Origin of the sequence: Pseudomonas sp. NPDC087814 (assembly GCF_044742865.1) — a bacterium.
Classification (GTDB): domain Bacteria; phylum Pseudomonadota; class Gammaproteobacteria; order Pseudomonadales; family Pseudomonadaceae; genus Aquipseudomonas.
This window is the reverse complement of the sequence record NZ_JBIUVK010000017.1, coordinates 66,193-90,300: the sequence shown is the minus strand read 5'-3', so window position 1 is coordinate 90,300 and position 24,108 is coordinate 66,193. Positions and strand designations below refer to the sequence as shown.

General features: G+C 61.1%; 23 protein-coding genes. 11 read left to right on the top strand and 12 right to left on the bottom strand.

The window, feature by feature from the left end; all coding sequences use genetic code 11:
• Positions 1–26 precede the first annotated feature (26 nt).
• Together ACIOMR_RS15660 and ACIOMR_RS15655 are read right to left on the bottom strand one after the other, a co-directional pair.
• On the bottom strand, positions 27–1,568 hold the full coding sequence (locus tag ACIOMR_RS15660) for an AmpG family muropeptide MFS transporter (RefSeq protein ID WP_008433581.1): 1,542 nt from the start codon (positions 1,566–1,568) through the stop codon (positions 27–29).
• A gap of 43 nt (positions 1,569–1,611) precedes the next feature.
• The gene (locus ACIOMR_RS15655; protein ID WP_218166212.1) at positions 1,612–1,926 is read right to left on the bottom strand and encodes an MGMT family protein; all 315 of its coding nucleotides are present in this window, start codon (positions 1,924–1,926) and stop codon (positions 1,612–1,614) included.
• Positions 1,927–2,128: 202 nt separating this feature from the next.
• Between ACIOMR_RS15655 and ACIOMR_RS15650 the strand changes: the two genes are divergently transcribed.
• Positions 2,129–3,136, top strand: a complete 1,008-nt coding sequence (locus ACIOMR_RS15650; RefSeq protein ID WP_177009843.1) for a DUF481 domain-containing protein — start codon at positions 2,129–2,131, stop codon at positions 3,134–3,136.
• Between the two features lie 15 nt (positions 3,137–3,151).
• Here ACIOMR_RS15650 and ACIOMR_RS15645 read toward each other — a convergent pair whose 3' ends face one another.
• Positions 3,152–3,910, bottom strand: coding sequence for an SDR family oxidoreductase (locus tag ACIOMR_RS15645; protein ID WP_401195087.1), 759 nt, complete (start codon positions 3,908–3,910; stop codon positions 3,152–3,154).
• A 74-nt stretch (positions 3,911–3,984) separates the two neighbouring features.
• On the opposite strand from ACIOMR_RS15645, the gene ACIOMR_RS15640 reads away from it, so the two are divergent.
• The 4 genes from ACIOMR_RS15640 to groL all read left to right on the top strand — a co-directional run bounded on the left by ACIOMR_RS15640 (position 3,985) and on the right by groL (position 7,499).
• The gene (locus ACIOMR_RS15640; protein ID WP_003208603.1) at positions 3,985–4,716 is read left to right on the top strand and encodes a HugZ family protein; all 732 of its coding nucleotides are present in this window, start codon (positions 3,985–3,987) and stop codon (positions 4,714–4,716) included.
• Positions 4,717–4,782: 66 nt separating this feature from the next.
• A complete protein-coding gene (locus tag ACIOMR_RS15635) occupies positions 4,783–5,259 on the top strand; it encodes an FxsA family protein (protein WP_003208601.1) in 477 nt (158 codons plus the stop codon).
• Between the two features lie 249 nt (positions 5,260–5,508).
• Positions 5,509–5,805 carry a co-chaperone GroES gene (gene groES / locus ACIOMR_RS15630; RefSeq protein WP_017846112.1) on the top strand — a complete coding sequence of 99 codons (297 nt, stop codon included), beginning with the start codon at positions 5,509–5,511 and terminating at the stop codon, positions 5,803–5,805.
• Positions 5,806–5,855: 50 nt separating this feature from the next.
• Positions 5,856–7,499: a chaperonin GroEL gene (gene groL / locus ACIOMR_RS15625; RefSeq protein ID WP_401195082.1), complete on the top strand. Its 1,644-nt coding sequence runs from the start codon at positions 5,856–5,858 to the stop codon at positions 7,497–7,499.
• Between the two features lie 131 nt (positions 7,500–7,630).
• Here the strand turns inward: groL and ACIOMR_RS15620 are convergent, their stop codons facing one another.
• From ACIOMR_RS15620 to ACIOMR_RS15600, 5 genes are all read right to left on the bottom strand, one after another.
• Entirely contained in the window at positions 7,631–9,058 is a 1,428-nt protein-coding gene (locus ACIOMR_RS15620) for a glycosyl hydrolase family 8 (RefSeq protein WP_401195079.1), read from the bottom strand.
• Between the two features lie 85 nt (positions 9,059–9,143).
• Positions 9,144–10,439 (bottom strand): sensor histidine kinase, encoded by a 1,296-nt coding sequence (locus ACIOMR_RS15615; RefSeq protein ID WP_401195076.1) that lies wholly within the window; start codon positions 10,437–10,439, stop codon positions 9,144–9,146.
• Positions 10,429–11,127, bottom strand: a complete 699-nt coding sequence (locus ACIOMR_RS15610) for a response regulator transcription factor (protein WP_401195073.1) — start codon at positions 11,125–11,127, stop codon at positions 10,429–10,431. Before ACIOMR_RS15610 ends, ACIOMR_RS15615 begins: the two co-directional genes overlap by 11 nt.
• Before the next feature lie 73 nt (positions 11,128–11,200).
• Complete coding sequence (locus ACIOMR_RS15605; RefSeq protein ID WP_087695318.1) at positions 11,201–11,944, bottom strand: phosphatase PAP2 family protein; 744 nt, start codon at positions 11,942–11,944, stop codon at positions 11,201–11,203.
• Positions 11,945–11,998: 54 nt separating this feature from the next.
• Positions 11,999–13,948, bottom strand: a complete 1,950-nt coding sequence (locus ACIOMR_RS15600) for an LTA synthase family protein (protein ID WP_177041818.1) — start codon at positions 13,946–13,948, stop codon at positions 11,999–12,001.
• Between the two features lie 201 nt (positions 13,949–14,149).
• Between ACIOMR_RS15600 and colR the strand changes: the two genes are divergently transcribed.
• From colR to ACIOMR_RS15575, 5 genes are all read left to right on the top strand, one after another.
• Entirely contained in the window at positions 14,150–14,833 is a 684-nt protein-coding gene (colR, locus tag ACIOMR_RS15595) for a two-component system response regulator ColR (RefSeq protein ID WP_003208587.1), read from the top strand.
• The gene (locus ACIOMR_RS15590; protein WP_008433601.1) at positions 14,823–16,103 is read left to right on the top strand and encodes a HAMP domain-containing sensor histidine kinase; all 1,281 of its coding nucleotides are present in this window, start codon (positions 14,823–14,825) and stop codon (positions 16,101–16,103) included. Before colR ends, ACIOMR_RS15590 begins: the two co-directional genes overlap by 11 nt.
• A gap of 188 nt (positions 16,104–16,291) precedes the next feature.
• On the top strand, positions 16,292–16,972 hold the full coding sequence (locus ACIOMR_RS15585) for a class I SAM-dependent methyltransferase (RefSeq protein ID WP_008433602.1): 681 nt from the start codon (positions 16,292–16,294) through the stop codon (positions 16,970–16,972).
• 4 nt (positions 16,973–16,976) lie between these two features.
• A complete protein-coding gene (locus tag ACIOMR_RS15580; RefSeq protein ID WP_023659223.1) occupies positions 16,977–17,693 on the top strand; it encodes a lipopolysaccharide kinase InaA family protein in 717 nt (238 codons plus the stop codon).
• Positions 17,693–17,923 (top strand): hypothetical protein, encoded by a 231-nt coding sequence (locus ACIOMR_RS15575; RefSeq protein ID WP_008433604.1) that lies wholly within the window; start codon positions 17,693–17,695, stop codon positions 17,921–17,923. The genes ACIOMR_RS15580 and ACIOMR_RS15575 overlap by 1 nt, the downstream gene beginning before the upstream one ends.
• Before the next feature lie 879 nt (positions 17,924–18,802).
• On the opposite strand, the gene ACIOMR_RS15570 is transcribed toward ACIOMR_RS15575, so the two are convergent.
• From ACIOMR_RS15570 to ACIOMR_RS15560, 3 genes are read right to left on the bottom strand one after another with little or no spacing between them, the layout of a single operon-like run.
• The gene (locus tag ACIOMR_RS15570) at positions 18,803–19,900 is read right to left on the bottom strand and encodes a DUF1513 domain-containing protein (RefSeq protein WP_087694475.1); all 1,098 of its coding nucleotides are present in this window, start codon (positions 19,898–19,900) and stop codon (positions 18,803–18,805) included.
• Positions 19,901–19,902: 2 nt separating this feature from the next.
• Positions 19,903–20,967, bottom strand: a complete 1,065-nt coding sequence (locus tag ACIOMR_RS15565) for an imelysin family protein (protein WP_008435517.1) — start codon at positions 20,965–20,967, stop codon at positions 19,903–19,905.
• A 31-nt stretch (positions 20,968–20,998) separates the two neighbouring features.
• Entirely contained in the window at positions 20,999–22,426 is a 1,428-nt protein-coding gene (locus ACIOMR_RS15560) for a di-heme oxidoredictase family protein (RefSeq protein WP_401195064.1), read from the bottom strand.
• A 139-nt stretch (positions 22,427–22,565) separates the two neighbouring features.
• Here ACIOMR_RS15560 and ACIOMR_RS15555 point away from each other — a divergent pair, with 139 nt between their 5' ends.
• Complete coding sequence (locus tag ACIOMR_RS15555) at positions 22,566–23,129, top strand: NAD(P)H nitroreductase (RefSeq protein ID WP_003214103.1); 564 nt, start codon at positions 22,566–22,568, stop codon at positions 23,127–23,129.
• A 149-nt stretch (positions 23,130–23,278) separates the two neighbouring features.
• On the opposite strand, the gene ACIOMR_RS15550 is transcribed toward ACIOMR_RS15555, so the two are convergent.
• Complete coding sequence (locus tag ACIOMR_RS15550; protein ID WP_371103562.1) at positions 23,279–24,034, bottom strand: methyl-accepting chemotaxis protein; 756 nt, start codon at positions 24,032–24,034, stop codon at positions 23,279–23,281.
• Positions 24,035–24,108 lie beyond the last annotated feature (74 nt).

Sequence of the window (24,108 nt, the reverse complement as noted above, 5' to 3'; positions counted from 1 at the left end):
TGATGCAATCGCAGGCAAGCCAGCTCCTACAGTGATTCGTTTTCCTCGGGAGGATTCAAGCGAATCCGCCGGCTTTCCTGAAACCAGTGCAAGGCGATCAGGACCAGCGTCGGCACACCCAGCAGGCAGGTGATCATGAAGAAGTTGTGGTAACCGAACTTCTCGACCATCACCCCCGAATACCCGCCGATCAAGCGCGGCAGCAGCAACATGATCGAACTGAGCAGGGCGTATTGGGTGGCGGAGAACTTCAGGTTGGTCAGGCTCGACAGGTACGCGACAAACGCCGAGGTCGCCATGCCTGAACTGAAGTTATCCAGGGAAATGGTGAAAATCAGCATCTGCAGGTCCGGGCCCATGTCGGCGAGCATCACGAACAGCAGGTTGGTGCCGGCCGATGCAATGCCGCCGATGAACAGGATCGGCAGAATCCCGAAGCGCACGATCAACAGGCCACCCATGCCGGCACCCAGCAGGGTCATGATCAGGCCGAAGACTTTGCTGACACCGGCGATCTGGTCCTTGGTAAAGCCCTGGTCGATATAGAACACGTTGGCCATTACGCCCATTACCGTGTCCGACATGCGGTAGGTGGCAATCAGCCCCAACAGCAGGAAGGCCTGCCAGCGGTAGCGCAGGATAAAATCGTTGACCGGCGTGAGCACTGGCGCCAGGCCCCGGCGGCCCATGGTCGACAGGCACAGCGTGGTCAGGATGATGTAGAGGATGGCCCGCAGGAACGCGCGATCTTCCAGCAGCAGGTCCAGCAGGCTGACCCCATGGAACAGCACGCTGGCGAAGTCAGTGTTGTACAGCTGGGTGAACATCGCCGGCACCGACACCAGCAGCACGATCAACACGAACACCGAGACCAGCTGGTGAGCAAAGCTGTAGCGCCCGGCCTGCAATTGGGTACGCAGCGGCACATTGGGTTCGCGCATGAACAGCGTGGTCAGCAGCGCAGGCACCATCAGTGCACCAAACAGCACGTACGTACCGGCCCATGCCGAGTGCTTGTAGTTGAACCCGGTGGAACCGAAGCCTTCGGCAAAAAACAGCGCACCTGCGGTGGCAAGCAGCGCGGCCACGCGATAACCGGACATATAGCTGGCGGCAAGCGCGGCCTGCTGGCTGTCGCTGGCGATTTCCAGGCGGTAGGCGTCTACGGCGATGTCTTGCGTGGCGGAAGCGAAGGCCACGATCACGGCGATGGCAATCAGCCAGGACAGATGCTTTTGCGGATCACAGAAACCCATGCCGATCAATCCGAGGATCACCAGCGTCTGGGACAGTACCAGCCAGGAGCGACGACGTCCGAGCTTGCCGAGCAGTGGCAGGCGCCATTGGTCGAGCAGGGGCGACCAGACCCACTTGAAGGCATAGGCCAGGCCGATCAGGCTCGCATAACCGATGGTTTCGCGGGCCACGCCGGCCTCGCGCAACCATACCGAGAGCGTCGAGAACACCAACATGTAAGGCAAGCCGGCAGCAAAGCCGAGCAGCAACAGCACTAACGTCGAGGGGCTGGCATAGGCGGCGAGCGCGGCGCGCCAGGTTTTACGGGGCATGGGCTGGAGTCTGCCTCAGAATTACGCAAATAAAGCGCGCACTCTAACCGCTGTGCTCTACCGGGCGCCAGCCATGACGCTGAATATCAACACGATTGTTCAGGATGCTGACGCCTTCGCCGCGCAAACGCGCACGTTGCTCGTCACCCGAGGCACTGCCCACCGGCAGACTTATCCGACCACCGGCACCCAGCACGCGATGCCAGGGCAGTTTGGTGTCCTCGGGCAGTTGGCTCAGGGTGCGACCCACCCAACGTGCGGCGCGACCCAAACCGGCGAGGTGTGCCAGCTCCCCGTAGCTGATCACGCAGCCTTCGGGCACTTGGGCGAGCGTCAGGTACAGCACGGTGCGGCGCATTTCAGCGGGGCTTTGCGGAGCGTCGGTCAGTTCGTTCACGGTGGCATATCCGATGAAAGTATCCGTCTATTTGTAAGAAATTTCTGCAAAGTGGGGGGCTGAGAGCGGAACTCGATACGAATACCCGAGTCAGTCCTTGCTAAGAAGTTATCCACCCCGATAATGCCCGTTTTTTCGTCAAACTCGAGCCCCATATCCGCTTATGTTGTCCAGAACCCTGCTGTGCCTCGCTGTTTTCAGCGCCTCCACCCCGTTGCTCGCCGACACCGTCTGGTTGAAGAACGGTGACCGCCTGACCGGCAAGATCAAGGTTTTCGACGGCGGCAAGCTGCTGATCCAGACCGACTATGCCGGCGCGATCCCGGTGGACTGGAAGCAGGTCAAGACCCTGGAGAGCGATCAGGAATTGCTGGTCAAGCAGGATGCCTACAGCGGTGAGAAGGCCAAGTCCCTGCAGCCGGCCGACGATGGCAAGGTCATCCTGGCCAACGGCGAGGCGCCCAAGACTGTCGACCTGGCGAGCATCCAGCAGATCATCAAGCCCAAGCCGGTGATCGAGGACCTGGTGTGGAAGGGCAATGTCGATATGGCGCTGGACTACAAGCGCGCGGAAAACGACACCAACGACTACGACATCGACTTCAAGACCACTGCCCGCCATGGCCAGTGGCGCCATACCGCCGAGGGCGAATACAACCGCGAATTCCAGGACGACGTGACCACCACCGACAACTGGGCGCTGGAGTACGACCTGGACCGGTTTATTACCGAACACTGGTTCTGGCAGGGCCGCTTGACCTACAAGCGCGACAAGGTCGAGGACCTGTCCCGCCAGCGCACCGTGGGTACCGGCCCGGGCTACCAATTCTGGGATGACGAACTGGGCGCGTTCTCCCTCGGTTCGCTGGTCAACCGCACTGACTATGAATACCAGGACGGCGGCAAGGACAACTTCTATTCGCTGGCCATGAAGTGGAACTACAACCGCTACCTGGTGGGCAAGACCGTTGAATTCTTCACCAATGGCGAAGTGGGCAAGCCGCTGGCCGGGCCGTCCGAGTACTCCCTGGATGCGGAAATGGGCTTGCGCTACAAAGTTACCGAGTGGGCCTCCCTCAACCTCAAGGCCGAGCGCGACATTATTAGTGGCGACTCGGAAAGCGCGTTGAGCAAGACCCGCTACACCGCAGGGTTCGGCGTCGCCTGGTAACGAGCCGCCTGGTAATTAAAGGCGTAACCCGCCGTCCATTTCCAGAATCCGCCCGGTGTAGTAGTCGTTCTCGAAGATATACGCCGCTGAATGGGCAATCTCCTGAGGCCGCCCCATGCGCTTGAGGGGAATGCCGGCGGTCATCTTCTCCAAGGCCTCGGGCTTCATGCCCAGGGTCATCTCGGTCTCGATAAACCCCGGTGCAATGCCCGCCACGCGGATGCCGTAGCGCGCCAGCTCCTTGGCCCAGGTCACAGTGGCGGCCGCTACACCGGCCTTGGCGGCGGAGTAGTTGGTCTGCCCGACATTGCCGGCCCGCGAGATCGACGAGATATTGATAATGGTGCCCTGGTTCTTCAGCTCCACCATTTTCGCCGCCACCTCACGGGTGCACAGGAACACCCCGGTGAGGTTGACATCGATCACCGCCTGCCACTGGGCCAGGCTCATCTTGGTCATCTCGCCGTCCTTGACCTTGAGCAGCAAGCCATCACGCAAGATCCCGGCGTTGTTGATCAAGCCGTTGATCGCACCGAAGTCTTCGGCGATCTGTGCCACGGTGTGGGTCACCTGCTCTTCATTCGCCACGTTGCACAGATAGGCGCGTGCCTTCACCCCATGGGCCTGGCAGGCGGCCACCGCCTGGTCGAGTTTTTCCTGATTGAGGTCCACCAGCGCCAGGTTGGCACCTTTGGCGGCAAAATACTCGGCCATGGAGCGGCCCAAACCCTGGCAACCGCCGGTGATAATGATTACTTTGTCGTTGAGATGCATTCGCAAGTCCTGTGGGCAGAATTAAGCGGCTATCCAGGTTTTTTTTTGACGAAATTTATCGAAGGAGTCATAAGTTGAGCGCGCACGTTGCCAAGAATGCCCGAGAACTACTGCTCAAGGAATACCGTGGGGCACTCGCCACCTTGTCCAAGGCCATGCCCGGTTTCCCGTTTGGCTCGGTGGTGCCGTATTGCCTGGACGCCGAGGGTCGGCCGCTGATCCTGATCAGCCGTATCGCCCAGCACACCCATAACCTGCAGAAAGACCCCAAGTGCTCGTTGCTGGTCGGTGAGCGTGAGGCCGACGACGTGCAAGCGGTAGGGCGTCTGACCTACCTCGCCGAGGCCGAAAAGCTCGAAGACGGCGCTGCGATTGAAGCCGCCGCCGAGCGTTATTACCGCTATTTCCCGGACTCGGCGAACTACCACAAGGCCCATGATTTTGACTTCTGGGTGCTCAAGCCGGTGCGCCATCGTTATATCGGCGGGTTCGGCGCGATCCACTGGGTCGACCAACTGACCCTGGCCAATCCGTTTGCCGGCAAGGCCGAGCTGAGCATGGTCGAGCACATGAACAGCGACCACACCAAGGCGATTGCCCACTATGTCGAACTGGCCGGCCTGCCGACCTCCGAGCCTGCGCAACTGGCCGGTATCGACAGCGAAGGCATGCACTTGCGCATTGGCCAGGCCCTCTACTGGCTGCCCTTTGCCGAGCCTTGCAACACGCCGACACAAGTACGCGAAGCCTTGGTTTTCCTGGCTCACGCCGAGGTCTGGCCGAAAAAAGCAGCCGCTGAAGCTTGAATTCACGAAACGGCGACGTCATCTAAGGTGAAGTAGCAAGGCATTCTTGCGTTGAGGAACCATTTGATGCGCCCTTTTTTGTTGCTTTTTTTGTTGTTTCCGGTGCTTGAGCTGTTCGTATTCGTACAAGTCAGCGGGGCAATCGGGTTTTTCCCGGCGCTGCTGCTGATCATTCTCGGCTCGATGCTCGGCGTACTGGTGCTGCGCGTCGCCGGCCTGGCCACGGCGCTGCGCGCCCGTGAAAGCCTGAATCGCGGCGAGCTGCCAGCCCAGACCATGCTCGAAGGCCTGATGATGGCATTGGCCGGTGGCCTGCTGATCCTGCCGGGCTTTATCAGCGATGTGGTTGGCCTGGTGATGTTGCTGCCGTTCACCCGCAAAGTGCTGGCGGGCAAGATGCGCCAGCGTGCCGAAGAGGCTGCCATTCGCCAGCGCGCCTTTGCCGACGACCTGCAACCCCGTGGCGGCCCGGCCCCGCGCCAGCCCCTGGGGCGTGAGGGTGACGTGATCGAAGGCGAGTTCGAACACCGCGACCCCAAGTAATCCCCTCACTGGCACGGCACCCGCGGGTGCCGTGCGGCTTTTGAAGACGCCCCCCGACACAAAAATTTTCATCTCGGTACCCTTGTAATAAGCTTATGCGCCCTTATGTAACGGTCACCGCAAGGTTTCTGGTGGCGACACCAGACAGACTTCCGCGTTTCGCGCCGCGAACCGCGACCGGCACCGCCGGAATTTAACTAGCCGGAATTGACACCGGCCGATGAAAAACACAATTAGGAGAGATCGACAATGAGCAAGCTTCGTCCTCTGCATGACCGCGTCGTCATCCGTCGCAGTGAAGAAGAAAAGAAAACCGCTGGCGGTATCGTGCTGCCAGGTTCGGCTGCTGAAAAAGCCAACCACGGTGTGATTGTCGCTGCTGGCCCAGGCAAGACCCTGGAAAACGGAGAAGTACGTGCGCTGGCTGTGAAAGTGGGTGACAAGGTTGTGTTCGGCCCTTACTCCGGCAGCAACACTGTGAAAGTCGACGGCGAAGACCTGCTGGTAATGGCTGAGAACGAGATTCTCGCTGTTCTGGAAGGCTGATTTCCCCGTTCATCTTCCCGTTACTACAAAGTATTTAAGGAATATCGATCATGGCTGCTAAAGAAGTTAAATTCGGCGATTCCGCCCGTAAGAAAATGCTCGCCGGTGTGAACGTCCTGGCTGACGCATTAAAAGCGACCCTGGGCCCTAAAGGCCGTAACGTGATCATCGAGAAGAGCTTCGGCGCTCCGACCATCACCAAGGACGGCGTTTCCGTCGCCAAAGAAATCGAGCTGAAAGATCGCTTCGAAAACATGGGCGCGCAGCTGGTCAAAGACGTTGCCTCCCGTGCCAACGATGACGCAGGTGACGGCACCACCACCGCTACCGTTCTGGCTCAGTCGATCGTCAACGAAGGCCTGAAAGCCGTCGCTGCCGGCATGAACCCGATGGACCTGAAACGCGGCATCGACAAGGCGACCATCGCCATTGTCAAAGAGCTGAAGTCCCTGTCCAAGCCATGCGCTGACACCAAGGCAATCGCTCAGGTCGGCACCATCTCGGCCAACTCCGACAGCTCCATCGGCGACATCATTGCCGAAGCCATGGAAAAAGTCGGTAAAGAAGGCGTGATCACCGTTGAAGAAGGCTCGGGCCTGGAAAACGAACTGTCGGTTGTTGAAGGCATGCAGTTTGACCGTGGCTACCTGTCCCCGTACTTCGTCAACAAGCCAGACACCATGACCGCCGAGCTCGACGGCCCGCTGATCCTGCTGGTTGACAAAAAGATCTCCAACATCCGTGAACTGCTGCCAGTTCTGGAAGCTGTTGCCAAGGCCGGTCGCCCACTGCTGATCGTTTCCGAAGACGTTGAAGGCGAAGCCCTGGCGACTCTGGTTGTGAACAACATGCGCGGTATTGTGAAAGTGGTTGCTGTCAAGGCACCTGGTTTCGGCGATCGTCGCAAGGCCATGCTGCAGGACATCGCTGTTTTGACTGGCGGTACCGTTATCTCCGAAGAGATCGGCCTGAGCCTGGAAAGCGCTACCCTGGAACACCTGGGTAATGCCAAGCGCGTCACCGTGACCAAGGAAAACACCACCGTGATCGACGGTGCCGGTGTTGAAGCTGACATCCAGGCACGTGTTACCCAGATCCGCGCTCAAGTGGCTGATACCACTTCCGACTACGACCGTGAAAAACTGCAAGAGCGTCTGGCCAAGCTGTCCGGCGGCGTTGCAGTGATCAAGGTTGGCGCGGGTTCCGAAGTTGAAATGAAAGAGAAGAAAGCCCGCGTTGAAGACGCCCTGCACGCTACCCGTGCAGCCGTTGAAGAAGGCGTGGTACCTGGCGGTGGCGTGGCACTGGTTCGCGCTCTGCAGGCTATCTCCGAGCTCAAAGGCGACAACGCTGACCAAGACGTCGGTATCGCTCTGCTGCGTCGTGCTGTTGAAGCACCTCTGCGCCAGATCGTTGCCAACTCCGGCGACGAGCCAAGCGTAGTGGTCGACAAGGTCAAGCAGGGTTCGGGTAACTTCGGTTACAACGCTGCTACCGGCGAATACGGCGACATGATCGAAATGGGCATCCTGGACCCGGCTAAAGTGACTCGTTCGGCTCTGCAAGCGGCTTCGTCGATTGCCAGCCTGATGATCACCACTGAAGCAATGATCGCCGAGATCAAAGAAGATGCTCCAGCTGGCGGCGGTATGCCAGACATGGGCGGTATGGGCGGCATGGGCGGCATGATGTAAGCCAGCCTTACCCCGATACTGAAAAACCCCGCCTGCAGCGATGCAGGCGGGGTTTTTTTATGCTGATCGTTCCCACGCTCTGCGTGGGAATGCCGCCAGGGACGCTCCGCGTCTCTCTTTACGCGCACGCCTCAGCTGACGCCGCGACGCCCCAGCAGTTTCTTGAACATGAAGCCGCGAGCCAGCATCAGGTGCGAGGCGGGCGGCAAAGATGCCACGGGTCCCGGTGCCGCAGAGCCGGATGACGGATGGACAGGCACGTGTGCGGTTTTTTTGAGGGGCGCCGGTTGGGGCCGCTCCCAATGGCCGGACATGACCACCATGCCCAGCAGTTTGAGGGTGTTGCCGTAGTAGTCATGGTCACGGATGGACCGGCGTTGCAGGTTGTCCCAAAGGTTATTGAGCCACAGCTGATTGTCGGGGTTGATCATTGCGCTGACCCCGAGTGCCGCCACAAAGGCCGGCTCATTCTGCGCTTCCTCGATGGCACTGCCGTCGATCCGGTAACCACTGTTGAAGTTGCCCGGCTCATCGCGAGTGGTGGCGCGTGCCCAGCGGTTGAAGGTGGTCAAGGTGTACAGCGCGCGAGGGTCACCGTACATCAGGTAATCCAGGCCGATGCGCCACGGGTAGCGGGCGGCGTTCCACGAGTAGCCGCCGTCGTATGGGCCTTCCACCAGTTCGGGCCGCGCCGGGGTGATCGAGGTGTCCAGGTGGCTGATGAAGTCCGGCACCAAAGCGCTTTTGGCACTGTAGCGCTGGGTAAAGTCGCTGATGATCGAATAGGTCTTGTCGCGCACCGCCTGCCAGCGCTTGTCCCCGGTCATGGTGAAAAAGCTGTAGAGGTGCGACTGCATGAAGTCCGAGCTGCGGGTGGTGTACTCAAGCTCTGCGTCACCGTCGGTACCGGCCCAGTCGCCGAGCATCAGGTGCTGAGTCCTGGGGTGCACCTCGTGTTTCATGATCGCCGCCATCACCGTGTTGGCCTCGCTGCGATAGTCAATGGAGCCCTCGCTGCCCCATTTCTGATCGGCCAGCAACAGGGCGTAGGCGATGTCCAGGTCGCCATCGGTGGCACTGACGTCACCACGGAAAGGGTCGGTGGAGTCGCCGCATCCCTCGGTCTGGTTCCAGGCCATCAGGCCGGGATCGGACGCTGCCGGGTGATCCTGGAAGTAGCGCACCATGCCGTCGAAAGTCCGTTGGGCCTGGTCATCGTAGTCGGCCATCATTACAGTGAGCAGCATGCCGTAGCCATGGGCCTCGGACACGGTGATGGTGTTGGGCGCGGCGCCACCACCCACGGGTTTGTGGTCGGCGTTGACCTTGATGAAATACCGGCCGCTGCCGCATTCCCCCGACAGGTAAACCGCCTTCCAGTCCTTGTAGAACGTGACCAGTTGTTGATCCATGGTCGCCTGGGGCTGGCGATTGGGCAGGATGGTGCCGGGGTAGTAGGGCGCGTGGACATTCTGGGCCGCAACGCCGCCTGACCATGAACCGGCGGCCATGCACAGTGATAACAGCAGCGTGGGCAGATGCCGTCTAGGGTGACGCATGAGCTGACTCTCCAACCTGATCCAAAGGGCAAGGTCGCGAGGTTAGCGGCAGCGCGGATGTTCCACTGTCACAGGCTGTAACAGCCTAGGCCGGGCGCAGTGCGAGGGTCAGGGTCAGGCGTGCGCCGCCCAACGGGCTGCGGGTGATCGACAGCTCACCACCGTGCCAGTGGGTGGCGCGCTTGGCCAGTGCCAGGCCGAGGCCAAATCCGCTGGGCTCGTCGCCGCCCATGGCCAGGCGCACGAAGGGTTCGAAGATCTTTTCGCGGTTTTCCGGCAGTACGCCCGGGCCGTCATCATCCACATGCAGCACCAGGTGCTGGCCCTGGCACGCAGCGCTGACGTTCACCCGTTCGCGGGCGTAGTTAATGGCGTTGCTTAACAGGTTGCGCACGATCAGATGCAGCAAGGCGCGGTCGCCGATCAGTTCCAGGTCGGCCGGGTCGGTGTCCAGGGTCAGCAAGCGATGGTGCCCGTCCAGCAGGGCAAACTCCTGCTGCAGCCAAGCATGGATGTTGATTGGCTCATGCTGCAGGTCGCTGGGTGCATCGGCCAGCCGGGCAAAGGCGAGGCTGGCGCGAACCAGCGACTCCAGCTCTTCGATATCGGTGTGCAGGCGCTCTTGCAGGCGGGTGCGGGTGTCGAGGTCGGCGCTTTTACTCAGCAGTGCCAGGGCAAAACGCATCCGCGCCAGGGGTGTGCGCAGTTCGTGGGACACCGCCTGGGAAACCTCCCGGTGGCGTTCGCCCATCGAGCTGATATCCAGCGCGTGCCGTTGCAAGGTCAGCAGCAGCGGCGCCCACTCCTGGCTCATCGCGGGCAGCAGCGTGTTGGGCGAGCGGGCGAGGGTAGCAATGCAGGCATTAAGGGCATCGAGGTCATGGGTGTATTTGCGCCGGGCACGCAGGGCAATCCAGAGAAACAGCAGTACCGGCAGGCCGGCGACACAGGCGGTCACCCAGTACACCGGATATTGCAGCAGGTCCTTCACTTCGGCGGTTCCCCACAAGGGGCCGAATTGAATCACCGTGTCATCGTCCAGCGGGAAGTAGGTGACGTCCTCATCACTGTTCTGCGCCGGCTGATGGTGGTCGAGCATCACAATAGCTTCAGGCGGCAGCTCGATATCATCCTTTTTCACCAGGCTCACCGGGTACTGAAAGCGTGCTTGCAGTGACTCGATGCGCGCCTCCCGTTGTTCGGCGGGCAAGGCCTTGAGTTGCTCGGCAACCAGATAACCCGGCCCGGCCATCAGCCGCAGAAAACTGTAGTCCCCGATAAACACCGAGGCGTTCGAGCACAACCACAACAGGTAAAAAGTGAGGGCGGCCCAGCTGGTGCCGGCCGCGATGGCCATCCACGGGCGAACTTTAGACAGCATGCTGGCTCCCCGTCGGGATTTCGACGAACAGGTATCCCTGCGCCGTGATGGTCTGGATGGTCACGGGGCACGCAAGGCTCATCAGCTTTTTGCGCAAGCGCGACACCCGCATATCAATCGATCGGTTCAGCCCGTCGTACTCCAGGCCGCGCAGGCGCTGGAGCAGCTTTTCCCGGGTGAGCAATACGCCGCAATGGCGGGCAAAGATGGCGAGCAACTCGAATTCGGCCACCGAAAACTGCAAGGGCGCCTCGCCAAGCCAGGCGAAGTGGTTGTTCAGGTCCAGCCGAAAAGCGCCCCACTGATAGTAGCTGCGAGGTGCCTGGGGATGGCGGCGCAGCAGCGAGCGGATCCTTGCCAGCAACAGTTGCGGGTCGATCGGCTTGACCACGTAGTCGTCGGCCCCGGCGGCAAACCCCACCAATTGTTCGGCGTTCTCGTCCAGGGCCGTCATCATCAGGATCAGCCCGGGGTAGTGGTCGCGAATCTGTCGGCACAGGGTAAAACCGTCGATGCCCGGCAGCATCACATCGAGGATCAACAGTGCCGGTTGTTCATCCTGGATACGCTGGGCGGCGTGGTCGCCACGGTGTTCCACTGCGACGGTAAAGCCTTCGGCGCGCAGGAACTCGGCCGTCAGTGCCGCCAGGGGCAGGTCGTCTTCGATCAGCAACAGGGTATCGGACATGGCTCAGCAGGATCGTTGCCAAAAAGTGCGCAGAGTGTTGCGCCCTTGCCCCCGGCTAGGCAAGGGCTGTTCATCACGGCGTCACGGGCTGCTTGCGGAAGGCGGGCTGCGGTGTTTTCACCGGCCGGTACAGCAGGAAGTAATAGGCGCCCAAACAAATCAGCCAGCTGAAAATTGCCGTCCACACGTTGTGGGAAAGAAAGTGCGCCCCTTGCATCGTGCGGCTCACCGAAAGCACCGTGCCCAGGCCCAGCGCAAACAGGAACGCCGAGCGCGCCATCCGCGGTCGGCGATCCCTCAGGGCAAAAAACAACGCAAACAGCGCAAACCCGGTCGCCGCATGTCCGCCCGGCCAGCAACGGCCAGGCTTGTCGGTCGGCGGCCTGGGGCTCAGCAGTTCGCTGTACGTCTCCTGGCCGCCAAACTCCTTGACGCTCCACGGGCATTGCACCCCGGTCACCGTCTTCAACGGTGAAACGAACGAGGTGGCCAGTGCCAGCGACAGCACCAGGCAGCCCAGTTCCCGGCGATAGGGTTTGAGTCGCTCAAAGACAAAGGCCCCGGCAAGCCCGGCGATTGCCAGCACCGAAAACACGATCACCATCTGCTTGGCGCGATCGTGAAGAATGTCCTCCAGAAAAAAACTGTGCCGGCCCACGAAGCCGCCTTCGGACGCGTCGTAAAACAGCCTGGCGATGTCCATGTCCAGCGACGTCAGCTCCAGCAGCAACATGGCCACCGCCAGAACGGCAGGCACACCGAGGCACAACCAGAAGTTGAGGGGTTGGGATAGCGGACGAACAGCGATTGCTTGCATGGCGAACTCAGACTCTAAAAAAAGCCCCGGTCAGACCTGGCCGGGGCATTCTGGTTAGCGTGTACTCACTTGGGGAACCTCGTCCTTGGGCACCCTCCAGCTCAGCAATTGTTGCTTGTAGTCATAACTGGCGCCCTGGTAGTAGGTGATGGCCCGCTGGATCAACGGGTCATCGCTGCCAACGCGGATTTCGTGGCTGTCGCCCAGGGCTTGGTCATGCCGACGCAAGCCTTGGCGCGGGCTGAGAATCGCCAGGTCCTTGCCGTCGAACAACCCCAGGTACTGGTAATTGCCGACCACTACCCGTGGCGGCAGCGGGTTGTCCTGCAGCAGGTTGCGGCCAAAAAACGTCGACTCGTAGCTCAGGTTCAGCAAGCCCAGCAGGGTCGGGGCGAGGTCGATCTGGCTGGCCAGCTTCGCGTTCTCGCCGGCGTCTACCAGCTTGGGTGCGTAGATGAACAGCGGGATCTGGTAATTGACCATCGGCAGGTCTTCCTTGCCGGCGCTGCCCGCCGTGTGGTCGGCGACGAAAATAAAGATCGTGTTGTCGAACCAGGGTTTCTGGCGCGCCGCCTCCAGGAACTGGCCAATGGCATGGTCGGTGTACTTCACCGCGCCGTCGCGACCGTCACCGGATTTGATATCGATGCGGCCAGCCGGGTAGGTATATGGACGGTGGTTGGAGGTGGTCATCAGTTGCAGCAGGAATGGTTGCTGCTTGGCGTAGTCGGCGTCCGCCAGTTTCAGCGTCTGTTTATAGAGGTCTTCGTCGGCCATGCCCCAGGCGTTTTTAAAGCTGATTTCGGATTCGGGCACGCTGCTCTGGTCGACCACGCGGTAACCGTTGCCGCTGAAAAACGCGTTCATGTTGTCGAAGTAGCCCCGGCCGCCGTAGACAAACACGCTGTCGTAGCCGATGGCGTTGAGCTGCTGGCCGAGGCTGCCGAAACCGCTTTCCCGGCCGATACGCTTGACGATGGAGCGCCCGGGCGTTGGCGGGATGGCCAGGGTGATGGCTTCCAGGCCACGGTCGGTACGGGTGCCGGTGGCGTAGAAGTTATTGAAGTACAGGCTCTGTTTGCGCAGCGCATCGAGGTTGGGCGTGAGGTTATTCGGGTCGCCGTTGCTGCCCATGTACTTGGCACTGAAGCTTTCGATGGTCACCAGCACGATGTTGGGTTTGCGCAGCGTGCCGGGGTTGGTAATGGCGCGACGGATATCCAGCGGATCCGTGCCGATAAACCGTGCGTTGGGCTCGCTGAGTTCGGCGCGCAACTGCTTGGCGACTACATCCGCCGGCAGGCTCTTGTAGAACTGGGTGTAGTCCAGTTCGTTGTTACGGAAGGCGGCGAAGAACTGATAGGGGCCGTTGCTGGCCAGTTCGTTGTTGTAGGCGTTACCGCCCTGGCTGCGCGGGCTGTCCTGGTTGATCAGTTGCAGGCTCAGGCCGGCCACCAGCAACAGGCCAAGGGCACTGAGCAGACGCTTGCGCATCGCAGGCAACGGCGCGTCCATGGCCGCGTTGAACGGTTTACGCAAGACCACGCTCAAGACGATCGCCATCACGGCCAGCAGACTCAGCAGCTTGCCGATCGGATACGACTCCAGCAGGTTGTTCAGCACTTCCTTGGAGTAGACCAGGTAATCCACGGCAATGAAGTTGAAGCGCACGCCGAACTCGTCCCAGAACAGCCATTCGGCCACGCTGGTGAAGAGCATGGCGAACAGGCTGACGGTGAGTACCGCCTGCAGGAACCAGCGATGGCCGCGACGGCGCCACAACCCCGGTGGGCACAGCAGCAAATACAGGCCCAGGGGCAGGGCGGCATAGGCGAGGAAGCCGAGGTCATAGAGCAGGCCCACGCCGAATACCGGCAGCAGGTTACCGCTCACCTCATCCAGATGGGTTACCAGCAGCACGCTGCGGGTCAGTAGAAAAACCACCAGCCAGGCACCGGTCACCAACAGCAAATAGCGCATTGGCGCCGTTTTTGGAAAACCCATGTCAACGTTCCTTATTTTCGATGGGCGCGATCTTCGCGCTGACACTGTAGTCAGCTTGTGAACCTATAGTGAAAAACTCGTTAAGTCTCGCAATCGGTTGAAAACAGTAATCGGCGCGGCCTTCAGGCCTAGCCGTGAGCCATACTTGGCCTTAAGCTGCGCGAGCCAACACGGCCGTTACCGCGTACGGAGACACTGCCCATGCGAATTTTATTGGTTGAAGACAACCGCGATATTCTGGCCAACCTGGCCGATTACCTGGGGCTGAAGGGCTACACCGTAGACTGTGCGCAGGACGGTTTGTCGGGCCTGCACCTGGCTGCCACCGAACATTACGACCTGATCGTGCTCGACATCATGCTGCCTGGCATTGATGGCTACACCCTGTGCAAACGCCTGCGTGAAGACGCGCGCCGGGACACGCCGGTGATCATGCTCACTGCGCGCGACCAACTGGATGACCGGCTGCAGGGCTTCAAGTCCGGCGCCGATGACTACCTGCTCAAGCCGTTTGCGCTGTCGGAGCTGGCCGCGCGTATCGAAGCGGTGCTGCGTCGTGCCCAGGGCGGCGGGCGCCGTGCCTTGCAAGTGGGTGACCTGAACTACGACCTCGACACCCTGGAAGTCACCCGCGAAGGGCGCCTGCTCAAGCTCAACCCGGTCGGCCTGAAGCTGTTGGCGGTGCTGATGCAGAAAAGCCCGCATGTATTGCGCCGTGAGATTCTCGAAGAAGCCCTGTGGGGCGATGACTGCCCGGACAGCGACAGCCTGCGCAGCCATGTCCATCAACTGCGTCAGGTGATTGATAAACCCTTCGCCAAGCCGTTGCTGCAAACGGTGCACGGTGTGGGTTATCGCCTGGCCGAGGGTCGTGATGGAGTTTAAGCAAAGCCTTGCCCAACGGATCATCATCGCCTTCGCCTTGATGAGCGCGTTGGTGGCGGGGGCCTTCGCCATGGGCATCGTCGCAACGGTGCACCTGGTGGAAGAAAAACTCATATCGGCAGGCCTGGGCGGTGACTTGCAACGGCTGCTGCTGATGGACAGCGTCGAGGACTGGAGCCATCGCCCCGAGCCCGACCAGTTGTTCTACTTCAGCGGCGGCCCCGGCGATTTTGAACTGCCCAAGGACTTGCGCCACCTCGACGCCGGTTTTCACGAGGTGTTCCGCGAACAGCTTTCCTACCACGCAATGGTCGAAATCGTCGACGGTCGCCGTTATGTCCTGCTGCAAGACCAGAGCGATTTCGAAGAGCGCGAGCGCGTGCTGTTTGCTGTCGTGCTGGTGGGGTTTGTACTCAGCCTGGCGCTGGCGGTATTTCTCGGTTGGGTACTGGCGCGCAAGGTAATGGCGCCGGTGGTACGCCTGGCCCGCCAGGTGCGGCATCGCGACCAATTACTTGGCCTGGCACCCCCGCTGGCGCCGGATTATGCGGCCGATGAAGTCGGTGAACTGGCCGTGGCCTTTGATGCAACCCTGGGCCGCTTGCGCCAGGCGTTGTCCCGGGAGCAGCTGTTTACCAGTGACGTGAGCCACGAATTGCGCACCCCGCTGATGGTGCTCGCCAGCTCCTGCGAACTGTTGCTGGAGAACCCCGCGATTGACCAGCGCGGCCGCAAGCAGGTCGAGCGCATTGCGCGGGCCTGTGAAGAAATGCGCGAACTGGTGCAGACCTTCCTGATGCTGGCCCGTGCCCAGCGCGAGGAGGCCGGCATGTCGCCCCAGGCCAACCTGGCCCAGGTGGCCGAGGACCTGCTGGGGATCTGGCGTGAGCCGATCGAGCGCAAAGGCCTGGAGCTGATCTATCAACCGGGCAATCCACTGGATACCCGCTACAACGCGACCTTCCTGCACGCGGTCATGGGCAACCTGTTGCGTAATGCCCTGCACTACACCGAGCATGGCTTGATCCGCCTTACCCTGGAACCGAGCGGTTTTGTGGTGGAAGACACTGGCGTGGGCATTCCCGAGGACAAGCGCGAAGCGATGTTCGAACCGTTTGTGCGTGGCAGTGAAAAGCGCGGTGAAGGCCTTGGCCTGGGTTTGTCCTTGGTTCAGCGCATCTGCGAGAACCAGGGTTGGAGCGTCAGCCTCAGCACCATGGAGCCCAACGGCTGCCGCTTTCACGTCGAATTGAGTCAGGTCAAAGCTTGATGCCTGCCCTGCCGCTAAGCTGCGGCAGACTTCCTCATTTTCGCCGAAGATGGCACCATGCCACGACTTGTGTCTGCAAAGTTTTGTAATGTATACGATTCGACAGGACAAGTTTTTCACAACGTGTTGACCTGTTGATCACAGGATTCTTTTTAAGGTTGTAGGCATCAGTAACTGGAGACCCGGTGATGCCTACCCCGATCAAGCTCGAATTTTCCGAAAAGTACGACGATCAGCACGCGCAGAATTATTTACTCAAACATCAGGACAATCTGGCTCGCCGGTTGTCCCACAAACGCGACGAGCAATTGGCCCGTGGTGCGCTGGCCATGGCCGGTGAGCCTGGCCTGGTGCTGGACCTGCCATGTGGTGCCGGGCGTTTCTGGCCGTTGCTGGCAGAAAAGCCCAACCGCGTGATCATCGGCGCCGACAACTCCGCGTCGATGTTGAAGATTGCCACCGTCGCCCAACCGGCGGATGTGGTGAAACGGGTACGCCCCTTGCAAACGTCTGCCTTTGATATCGATTTGCCAGATAATGCGGTCGACAGTATTTTCTGCATGCGCTTGATGCACCACATTGGTGACCCCGAGCACAGGCTGGCAATACTGCGCGAATTTCAGCGTGTTACCCGTGACAGCGTGATTATCTCGCTGTGGGTGGACGGCAACTTCAAGGCGTGGAAACGCAAGCGTGCCGAAGTGCGGCGTCGCAACAAGGGTGAGCAGGAAGGTTACCAAAATCGGTTTGTGTTACCGGCTGCTACTGTTGAGGCAGAGTTTGAGCAGGCCGGTTTCCGTGTTCAGGAATCCCTGGACTTCATACCGCTCTACGCCATGTGGCGAGTGTATGTATTGCGCAAGAGGTAACAGGATGGCTGTCGAGTGTTTACCAGGTAGTGAAGTAGCTCCCGAAGAGCGATTTGATTATTTCTGGCGCCAGCAGGGCGAGTGGGTCGAAGAGCCCAATCGTCGTCGTGGCGGTGAAAGTGGTGTGCAACGGGTAACGGGCACCAATGGGCGTTTGCTCTACAGCAAGCGCCAGACCGGTCATATCTACCGTAGTTGGCTCCATCCGTTTGGGCGCCCCACTGTGTTGCGTGAGCGTGACGCCCTGAAGGGCCTGCGCTTGCTGGATGTACGCGTACCGGAGTTGGTGTTCTGCGAGGCCCGTCGCGATCCTGAGCACCAATGGAAGGCGTTGTTGGTGACGGCGTCGCTGGACGGTTTCGACGAGATTGAAAACTGGTACGCCGCCGGTGGTCGTGAGCAGTATGGCGAGTTGGTGCATGAGCGTTTGCTCAAGGAACTGGCTGGTACGTTGGCGCGGATGCACAAGGGGCGTTGGCAGCATGGTTGCCTGTATATCAAGCATATCTTTGTGCGGGTGACGGGTGAGGGTGACGCGGCGAAGGTTGAGGTGGCGTTGCTGGATTTCGAGAAGTGCCGGCAGCGCTTGACCGCTTTGCGGGCGGCCCGGCATGACATGTTGCAGTTGCGCCGCCATTCGTCGTGGAATGCTACGGACTGGCAAAAACTGAGCTACTTTTACGAGACGGCGTTTGGCAGCGCTATCAAGGGTTTAACGTAATGAAGCTAGAAATTGCACGAGGTTTGTTTCTGTTGGGGGCGTTGGGCATAGCTGCCCTGGCCCTGGCTGCCTGGGAGCAGCCCCGGACACAAGTTCTCAGTGCGGTGCAGGGTGTCGGGCAGCAATGCCCGATGCCGCGGATCGCCAAGGTCGGTGTCGCGGCCAAGCCTGATCATGAGTTGTTGTTGTTCATGTTTGGGATGTCCCAAGGGATGAGGCCACAGAGTTGAAGAGATTGAAGCCCAAATAAAAGGCCTCGCTAGTTCGAGGCCTTTTATTTGGGCTTGGGTTTTGGGTTGGTTGGTTGGTTGATCGAGTACATATCCGTTGCTGCGGTAACGGCGGCTTATGGTTCCGCTCTTACAGCGGGTCACTTTTGGCAAACGCCCCAAAAGTAACCAAAAGGTCTTTGCCCTACCACTCGGTGCCTCGCCTAGGCTCGGCATGCCCGCACTCCGGCACGGCTCCGCGGGCCGCCGCGACGGGCCATCCATGGCCCGGCGCGGCTAAATCGGCATCCTTGCCGATTTACCCGCTCCACCGTGCCTGCTTGCGGCCATCGTGGTTGACGGGGCCCGCAGATCAAAATCAAAAGCAGATCAAAAGCAGAGCACAGCGGCCTACCGGCCGGCTTGAGTGTTAAGAGCGAAAGCAGAGCTGCTTTTCTGTGGGAGCTGGCTTGCCTGCGATGCAGACACCTCGGTCCTCCATATACACCGAGGCGATGCAATCGCCGGCAAGCCAGCTCCTACAGTGGACCGTGCACGCTTTAGCTTTTGATTGTGCTCTTCAACACTCAAGCCGGCCGGGAGGCCGCTGTGCTTTTGCTTTTGATCTTGATCTTAGGCGCCCCGTTAAACCACGCTGGCCGAACGCAGGCTTTGGAGCGTGGGTAACCCGGCAGGACGCCGGGTTAGCCGCGCTGGGCCAAGGATGGCCCATCGCGGCGGCCCACGGTCCAAAGCCGGAGTGAGGGCACACCGAGCCTAAGCGAGGTGCCGAGTGGTGGGGCAAGAGCGTTTTGCTTACTTTTGCGCTCTTCAAAAGTGAGCCGCTGTAAGAGCGGAACCATAAGCCGCCGTTACCGCAGCAACGGATATGCCCCCCAATCAAACCAGATGCAGATGGTTATCCCAAAGCCCCGCCGGCAACTCCAGCGGCTTGCCCACCAACGGCACCTGCCGACAATCATAAAACCGGCAACGCCCCTGCCCGGAAGTCACCACAAACCCGTCAGCCACCGCACCCACCCCGGCACAATCCGGCAACGGCCCGTCCAGCAGCAACTGCGCGCTGTCCATGTTCCAGATAAAGAATCGATTCCCCCGTGGCGCCGTCAACGCCACCAGCCGCAACTCGCTGTGCACCGCCACACTGGCCGTGTAGTGCCCCATGGCCTGCAACTGCTCATCCGCCACCGGAAACGCCACAAACGCCTGCCCCGGCCGCTTGATCGCCAGCAACTCCGAACGCTCATGGGAAGGCCCCATGAATTGCTGCCCCGCGAGGATCGTCCCGTCGCTGGCAATCCCCATATGCCGCACACTGTTCATCTGCTGGCCCAGGGTCTCCTTGCTCAACAGCGTCCCGTCGCGCTTCATCAGGACCAGGCTCGGCTCCATGGCATTCAGGTTCATCTCCACCCGGCTCTCAGCCTCAGTGCGAATCCCGCCGTTAGCCACCACCAGCGTCTCGCCATCAGGCATCCACGACACCTGGTGCGGCCCGATCCCATGGGTAGAAATCTCCCCGGTGTGCACCAGCCGCTCACCCTCGAACCGGTACACACCCAGCAAACCGCGACCCGGGTCAGACGTGTCGTTCTCTGTGGCATACAACCACTCGCCATCCTTGTGCACCACCGCATGCCCGTAAAAGTGGCGATTGGCCTTGGAGGTGATGGTTTGCAGCAGCGCCCCGTCCCGCAAGTCGATCAGGTAACTCTCGGTGCCCGGCCGGCGGGCGACAAACAGCGCAATCGGCAGCGTCGGGTGGTTGATGATGTCGTGGCAGCGCTGGCCGACCTCGGTGGCAAATACCTGCTTGCCGTCCAGGCGAAAGCCGACGGCGTAGTGCCTGCCATCACTGTCATCCCGCGCCGAGAGCAGCAGCGGGCTTTTGCCCTTCTGCTTGAACAGCGTCCAGCCGCCCAAAGTGATCGCACTGAGCAGCACGCTGCCGAGGGCCAAAGCCTGTCGCCTGAGCATCATCAGTCACCGTCGTTGGCGTTAAAGCCCAGTTGGATGCCCAGCGCCTTGGCCAGCTCGCCTTCGTGCAGGCGGTGGACGACGTTGAGGCTGTCGTAGATATCGTTGAGTTGCTGGCGCCCGGCATCGTCGGCCAGCAGTTCATTCAGCGTACGCTGGTTGCTGGCGAAGAGTTTCAGGGAGGCGGCATACGCGGCGTCGATCTTGTCAGCCAATGGCTTTTGATCGGCAGGCAACAGGCCGCGCAGGCCTTTGTTGTCGACGCCGACCCAGACGGTCTGGGCGGCAGCCAGGCTGGCCTCCAGGCTTTGCAGGGACGACTGGCTGCGCCACGCATCGGCCTGGAACGGCTGCGGGATGCCCTTGGTCTGGCGGCCCATCGGGGTGCCGAGTTTTTTCTTCAGGGTGTCCAGTGCAGTCACTTGTACCCGCAGCAGGTCAGCAATGGCTTCGTGGGAATCGGCGTAGCGCTGGTTAGGAAACTTGGTCATCTGCGCCAGCATGCCGTCGGTGCTGTTCCAGCTCGACAGGATCTCTTCGGCCAGCAGTTTCTGGCGCTCGCCGATGGCTACCAGCAACGGGCAGTAGCGGGCTTTTTGCGTCTCGTCCGCCAGATCGGTCTTGGCGTCGTAGAGGATGTATTCGTAGGCCGACAGGCCCTGCACCACGACGCTGGATTTGGCCAGGGCGGCGGCGTCGATCTGTGGTTGGGCGGTCACCAGTTGCTCGACTTGACGACCCACCAGGTTTTTCTTGTCCGGCCAGAACTGCACCTGCCACGAGCGGTTGCCCTCGGCCAGCGGGCCGATCAGCAGCGGTTGCAACTCGGCCCAGGCCTTTTGCGCGTGCAGGAAGTCGGCGCGGGCGGTCTCCAGGCTTTCCTTGCCCTGGCAGTAGGCCAGGGCGCTGACGGCCAGTTGGCGGTCGGCTTCAACCCAGCGGCTGTAGGTCGGCAGGATCACTTGCTTGGCGATGGCCGCCGAGGTCACCGCTTGCGGGTCCTGGGGCGAGCACGCACCGAGGGCGAGGGCGGCCAGGCTGGTGAACAACAACTTGGGACGGAACATGTCGAGCTCCCTTCTGTAATTAGGACAAAGCTTATAAAGAATTCAGAAATGCCAGCAACGCGGCGCGCTGCTCGGCATTGAACGACAACACATGCTGCTGCGCCGCCTGGGCTTCACCGCCGTGCCACAGCACGGCCTCCATCAGGTTGCGGGCGCGGCCGTCATGCAAGAACTGGGTGTGGCCACTGACGGCTTGCGTCAGGCCAATGCCCCACAACGGCGGCGTGCGCCAGTCGCGGCCACTGGCCTTGAATTCGCTGCGGTTGTCGGCGAGGCCGTCGCCCATGTCGTGCAGCAGCAAGTCGCTGTAGGGGCGAATCACCTGGTTAGCCAATTCAGGTTCGGCGGCGGTGGGCGCCGTGGTGAATTGCGGGGTGTGGCAGCCCTGGCAACCGGCCTGGTAGAACAGGTTTTTCCCGGCCAGCACTTGCGGTGCGTTGACGTCGCGGCGGGCGGGGACGGCCAGGTTGCGGGTGTAGAACAGCACCAGGCGCAGGATGTTGTCGCTGACCTCAGGCTCGCCATCCGGGCCATTGCCGTTGGGCGCCTGTTTGCAGGCCACTTGTGCATCGGTGCAGTCATCGAACGGTCTCAGGGAGGTGGTCAGGCCCATATCACCAGAGAACGCGTGAACATTTTGTTGATTGAGGTTCGGTTGCCCGGCTTTCCAGCCAAATCGACCGAGTACGGTCTTGTGTTGCGCGTCGTCCCAGACCCAATTCGCCCGCCCGACAATGGCTTCCTTGTCGGCGGTTTTCGGGTCGGTGTTGCGCAGGATGTCGGCGTCGGGGATCGCTTCGAGCAGCCCCAGGCCGATCATCGGCGGTGCAACCCGCGCCGAGAAGCGCGTGTCGGGGTGCATCGGCCCATAACCGAGCTGGGTGACTTGCAGGGCAGGCTTGCGCAATTCGACCACGGTGCCGTCCTTGAAGCGGACGTTGACCGGCGTGTAGTCGACCCGCACCTTGCCCTCCGGGGCGACGCCGGGCACGGCCATGTCCTGCAATTGCCCACCGTAGACCGGCTCGGGGACTACACCCAGTTGCTCGATGACCTTCGCATAGGGCGGTGCATCGGGAATCGACAGGCGTACCAGCATCGACACCGCGTTGGGCGCATCGGGCAATGGCGGATGCCCACGGCCATCCTTGATATGGCAGTTCTGGCAGGCATTGGTATTGAACAGCGGGCCCAGCCCGTCGCGGGCAGTGGTGGTGGACGGGGCAATCACCCAGGGGCTGCGAAAGAAACTGTTGCCGACGCTGAAGTCCAGGCGCCGGGTGGGCGACAGGTTGGCCGAGGGCAGGGAGAAGGCGTTCTGGTCGGTCTTCCTCACCGTGGTCGCGCCACCGGCACGCGCTTCACCAGGCTCGGCCTTGGTGAATCGCGGGGCGTCATCGCAGGCACTCAGGCTCAAGGCCATCAACAGTGCAGACAGGCGAAGGGGCGAACGGGACATCAGTCTTCCTGAACGTAGGCTGAAAATAAGGCCGCAAAGTCTAACAGGGCAGGGCGGATTGAATAAGAGCAATTATCGTTTGGTGGTATCCGATTCATTCCCGCTAGAATGACCGCACATTTTTCTCTGGAGGTGGCCAATGCAGGCTCTCGACGCTTTGCTCAACCGTGTTTCCGTGCCGCGACTGCTGGACCCGGCACCGACCCAGGAGCAGCGCGACCTGCTGTTCGCCGCTGCCATGCGCGCGCCCGACCACGGCCAACTGCGCCCTTGGCGCTTCCTGACGGTGGAGGGTGCGGCACGTGAGCGCATGGGCACCCTGCTGGCCGAAGCCGCCCGCCTGCAGGACGCCGACGCGCCCCAGGCCGCGATCGACAAGGCGCAGAACGGCCCGCTGCGGGCGCCGTTGGTGGTGGTGGTGATTGCCCGCCTGCAAGAACATTTCAAAGTGCCAAAATCCGAGCAGCTGCTGGCGGCGGCCTGTGCGGCTCACGGGATTCTGCTGGCGGCGTACGCCCAGGGGATCGGCGCGGTGTGGCGCACCGGTGAGTTGTCGTACTCGGCCCATGTCGCCAAAGGCCTCGGGCTGAAGGCGGATGAGGAAGTGATTGGCTTCCTCTACCTGGGCACCCCACAAAACCCGCCGCGTACCGCGCCGAAAGAAGACCTGGCGCCGTTTGTGGCGGCCTGGACGGGTCAATAAGGCACCGCGACTCTAAATGTGGACGGGCTTGTGTGGGAGCGGGCTTGCTCGCGAATGCGGTGTGTCAGTCAATACATGTACCGACTGATCCACCGTATTCGCGGGCAAGCCCGCTCCCACATTTGGTGCTTACTGGCTTCAAGCCCGGGTCAAACCCGAAACTGATCCATCAGCTTCATCTGCTGGCTGGCCAGGGCATTGAGCTGGCTGCTGATGGCCGCCGATTCGGTGGCCTGGCCGGTCAGGGTTTCGGTCACTGTGCGGATTGCCGAGACGTTGCGGTTGACCTCCTCGGCCACCGCACTTTGCTGCTCGGCGGCGCTGGCGATTTGCAGGTTCATGTCGCTGATCACCGTTACCGCATCGCTGATCTTGCCCAGGGCCTGCACCGCCTGATGAATCTGCCCGGCGTTGTTCTGCGCCTGGGTCTGGCTCGAATGCATGGTCGCCACCACTCCACGGGTGCCAGTCTGGATGCGCTCGATCACCAGGCGAATCTCCTCCACCGAGTCCTGGGTACGCTTGGCCAGGTTGCGCACCTCGTCGGCCACCACCGCAAAACCGCGCCCGCTTTCCCCGGCTCGCGCCGCTTCAATCGCAGCGTTCAGGGCCAGCAGGTTGGTCTGTTCGGCGATGCTGCGGATCACTTCCAGTACCGAGCCGATCTGCTCGCTGTTCACCGCCAGGGCTTCGACTTCGGTCACGGCCTTGCTGACTTCTTCGGCCAGGGTGGTGATGTCGCGGGTGCTGCGTTCAATGATCTGCATGCCTTCGCGGGCTGACTGGTCGGCGCCGCGGGCCGCGCTGGCGGCGTTGGAGGCGCTGTTGGCCACGTCGTGGGCGGTGGCGCTCATTTCATTCGAGGCGGTGGCCACCTGGTCGATCTCACGGAACTGCACCTGCATGCCTTCGCTGGTCTGGCGCGCGATTGCCGAGGACTGGTCGGCGGTGCCACGGGCTTCGGTGATGCTTTGCTTGA

Bases quoted from the DNA above. Each gene is read 5' to 3' on its own strand.
- ACIOMR_RS15660 (WP_008433581.1), bottom strand. From the start codon at position 1,568: ATGCCCCGTAAAACCTGGCGCGCCGCGCTCGCCGCCTATGCCAGCCCC.
- ACIOMR_RS15655 (WP_218166212.1), bottom strand. From the start codon at position 1,926: ATGCGCCGCACCGTGCTGTACCTGACGCTCGCCCAAGTGCCCGAAGGC.
- ACIOMR_RS15650 (WP_177009843.1), top strand. From the start codon at position 2,129: ATGTTGTCCAGAACCCTGCTGTGCCTCGCTGTTTTCAGCGCCTCCACC.
- ACIOMR_RS15645 (WP_401195087.1), bottom strand. From the start codon at position 3,910: ATGCATCTCAACGACAAAGTAATCATTATCACCGGCGGTTGCCAGGGT.
- ACIOMR_RS15635 (WP_003208601.1), top strand. From the start codon at position 4,783: ATGCGCCCTTTTTTGTTGCTTTTTTTGTTGTTTCCGGTGCTTGAGCTG.
- groES (WP_017846112.1), top strand. From the start codon at position 5,509: ATGAGCAAGCTTCGTCCTCTGCATGACCGCGTCGTCATCCGTCGCAGT.
- groL (WP_401195082.1), top strand. From the start codon at position 5,856: ATGGCTGCTAAAGAAGTTAAATTCGGCGATTCCGCCCGTAAGAAAATG.
- ACIOMR_RS15620 (WP_401195079.1), bottom strand. From the start codon at position 9,058: ATGCGTCACCCTAGACGGCATCTGCCCACGCTGCTGTTATCACTGTGC.
- ACIOMR_RS15615 (WP_401195076.1), bottom strand. From the start codon at position 10,439: ATGCTGTCTAAAGTTCGCCCGTGGATGGCCATCGCGGCCGGCACCAGC.
- ACIOMR_RS15610 (WP_401195073.1), bottom strand. From the start codon at position 11,127: ATGTCCGATACCCTGTTGCTGATCGAAGACGACCTGCCCCTGGCGGCA.
- ACIOMR_RS15605 (WP_087695318.1), bottom strand. From the start codon at position 11,944: ATGCAAGCAATCGCTGTTCGTCCGCTATCCCAACCCCTCAACTTCTGG.
- ACIOMR_RS15600 (WP_177041818.1), bottom strand. From the start codon at position 13,948: ATGGGTTTTCCAAAAACGGCGCCAATGCGCTATTTGCTGTTGGTGACC.
- colR (WP_003208587.1), top strand. From the start codon at position 14,150: ATGCGAATTTTATTGGTTGAAGACAACCGCGATATTCTGGCCAACCTG.
- ACIOMR_RS15590 (WP_008433601.1), top strand. From the start codon at position 14,823: ATGGAGTTTAAGCAAAGCCTTGCCCAACGGATCATCATCGCCTTCGCC.
- ACIOMR_RS15585 (WP_008433602.1), top strand. From the start codon at position 16,292: ATGCCTACCCCGATCAAGCTCGAATTTTCCGAAAAGTACGACGATCAG.
- ACIOMR_RS15580 (WP_023659223.1), top strand. From the start codon at position 16,977: ATGGCTGTCGAGTGTTTACCAGGTAGTGAAGTAGCTCCCGAAGAGCGA.
- ACIOMR_RS15575 (WP_008433604.1), top strand. From the start codon at position 17,693: ATGAAGCTAGAAATTGCACGAGGTTTGTTTCTGTTGGGGGCGTTGGGC.
- ACIOMR_RS15570 (WP_087694475.1), bottom strand. From the start codon at position 19,900: ATGCTCAGGCGACAGGCTTTGGCCCTCGGCAGCGTGCTGCTCAGTGCG.
- ACIOMR_RS15565 (WP_008435517.1), bottom strand. From the start codon at position 20,967: ATGTTCCGTCCCAAGTTGTTGTTCACCAGCCTGGCCGCCCTCGCCCTC.
- ACIOMR_RS15560 (WP_401195064.1), bottom strand. From the start codon at position 22,426: ATGTCCCGTTCGCCCCTTCGCCTGTCTGCACTGTTGATGGCCTTGAGC.
- ACIOMR_RS15555 (WP_003214103.1), top strand. From the start codon at position 22,566: ATGCAGGCTCTCGACGCTTTGCTCAACCGTGTTTCCGTGCCGCGACTG.
- ACIOMR_RS15550 (WP_371103562.1), bottom strand. From the start codon at position 24,034: ATGCAGGTGCAGTTCCGTGAGATCGACCAGGTGGCCACCGCCTCGAAT.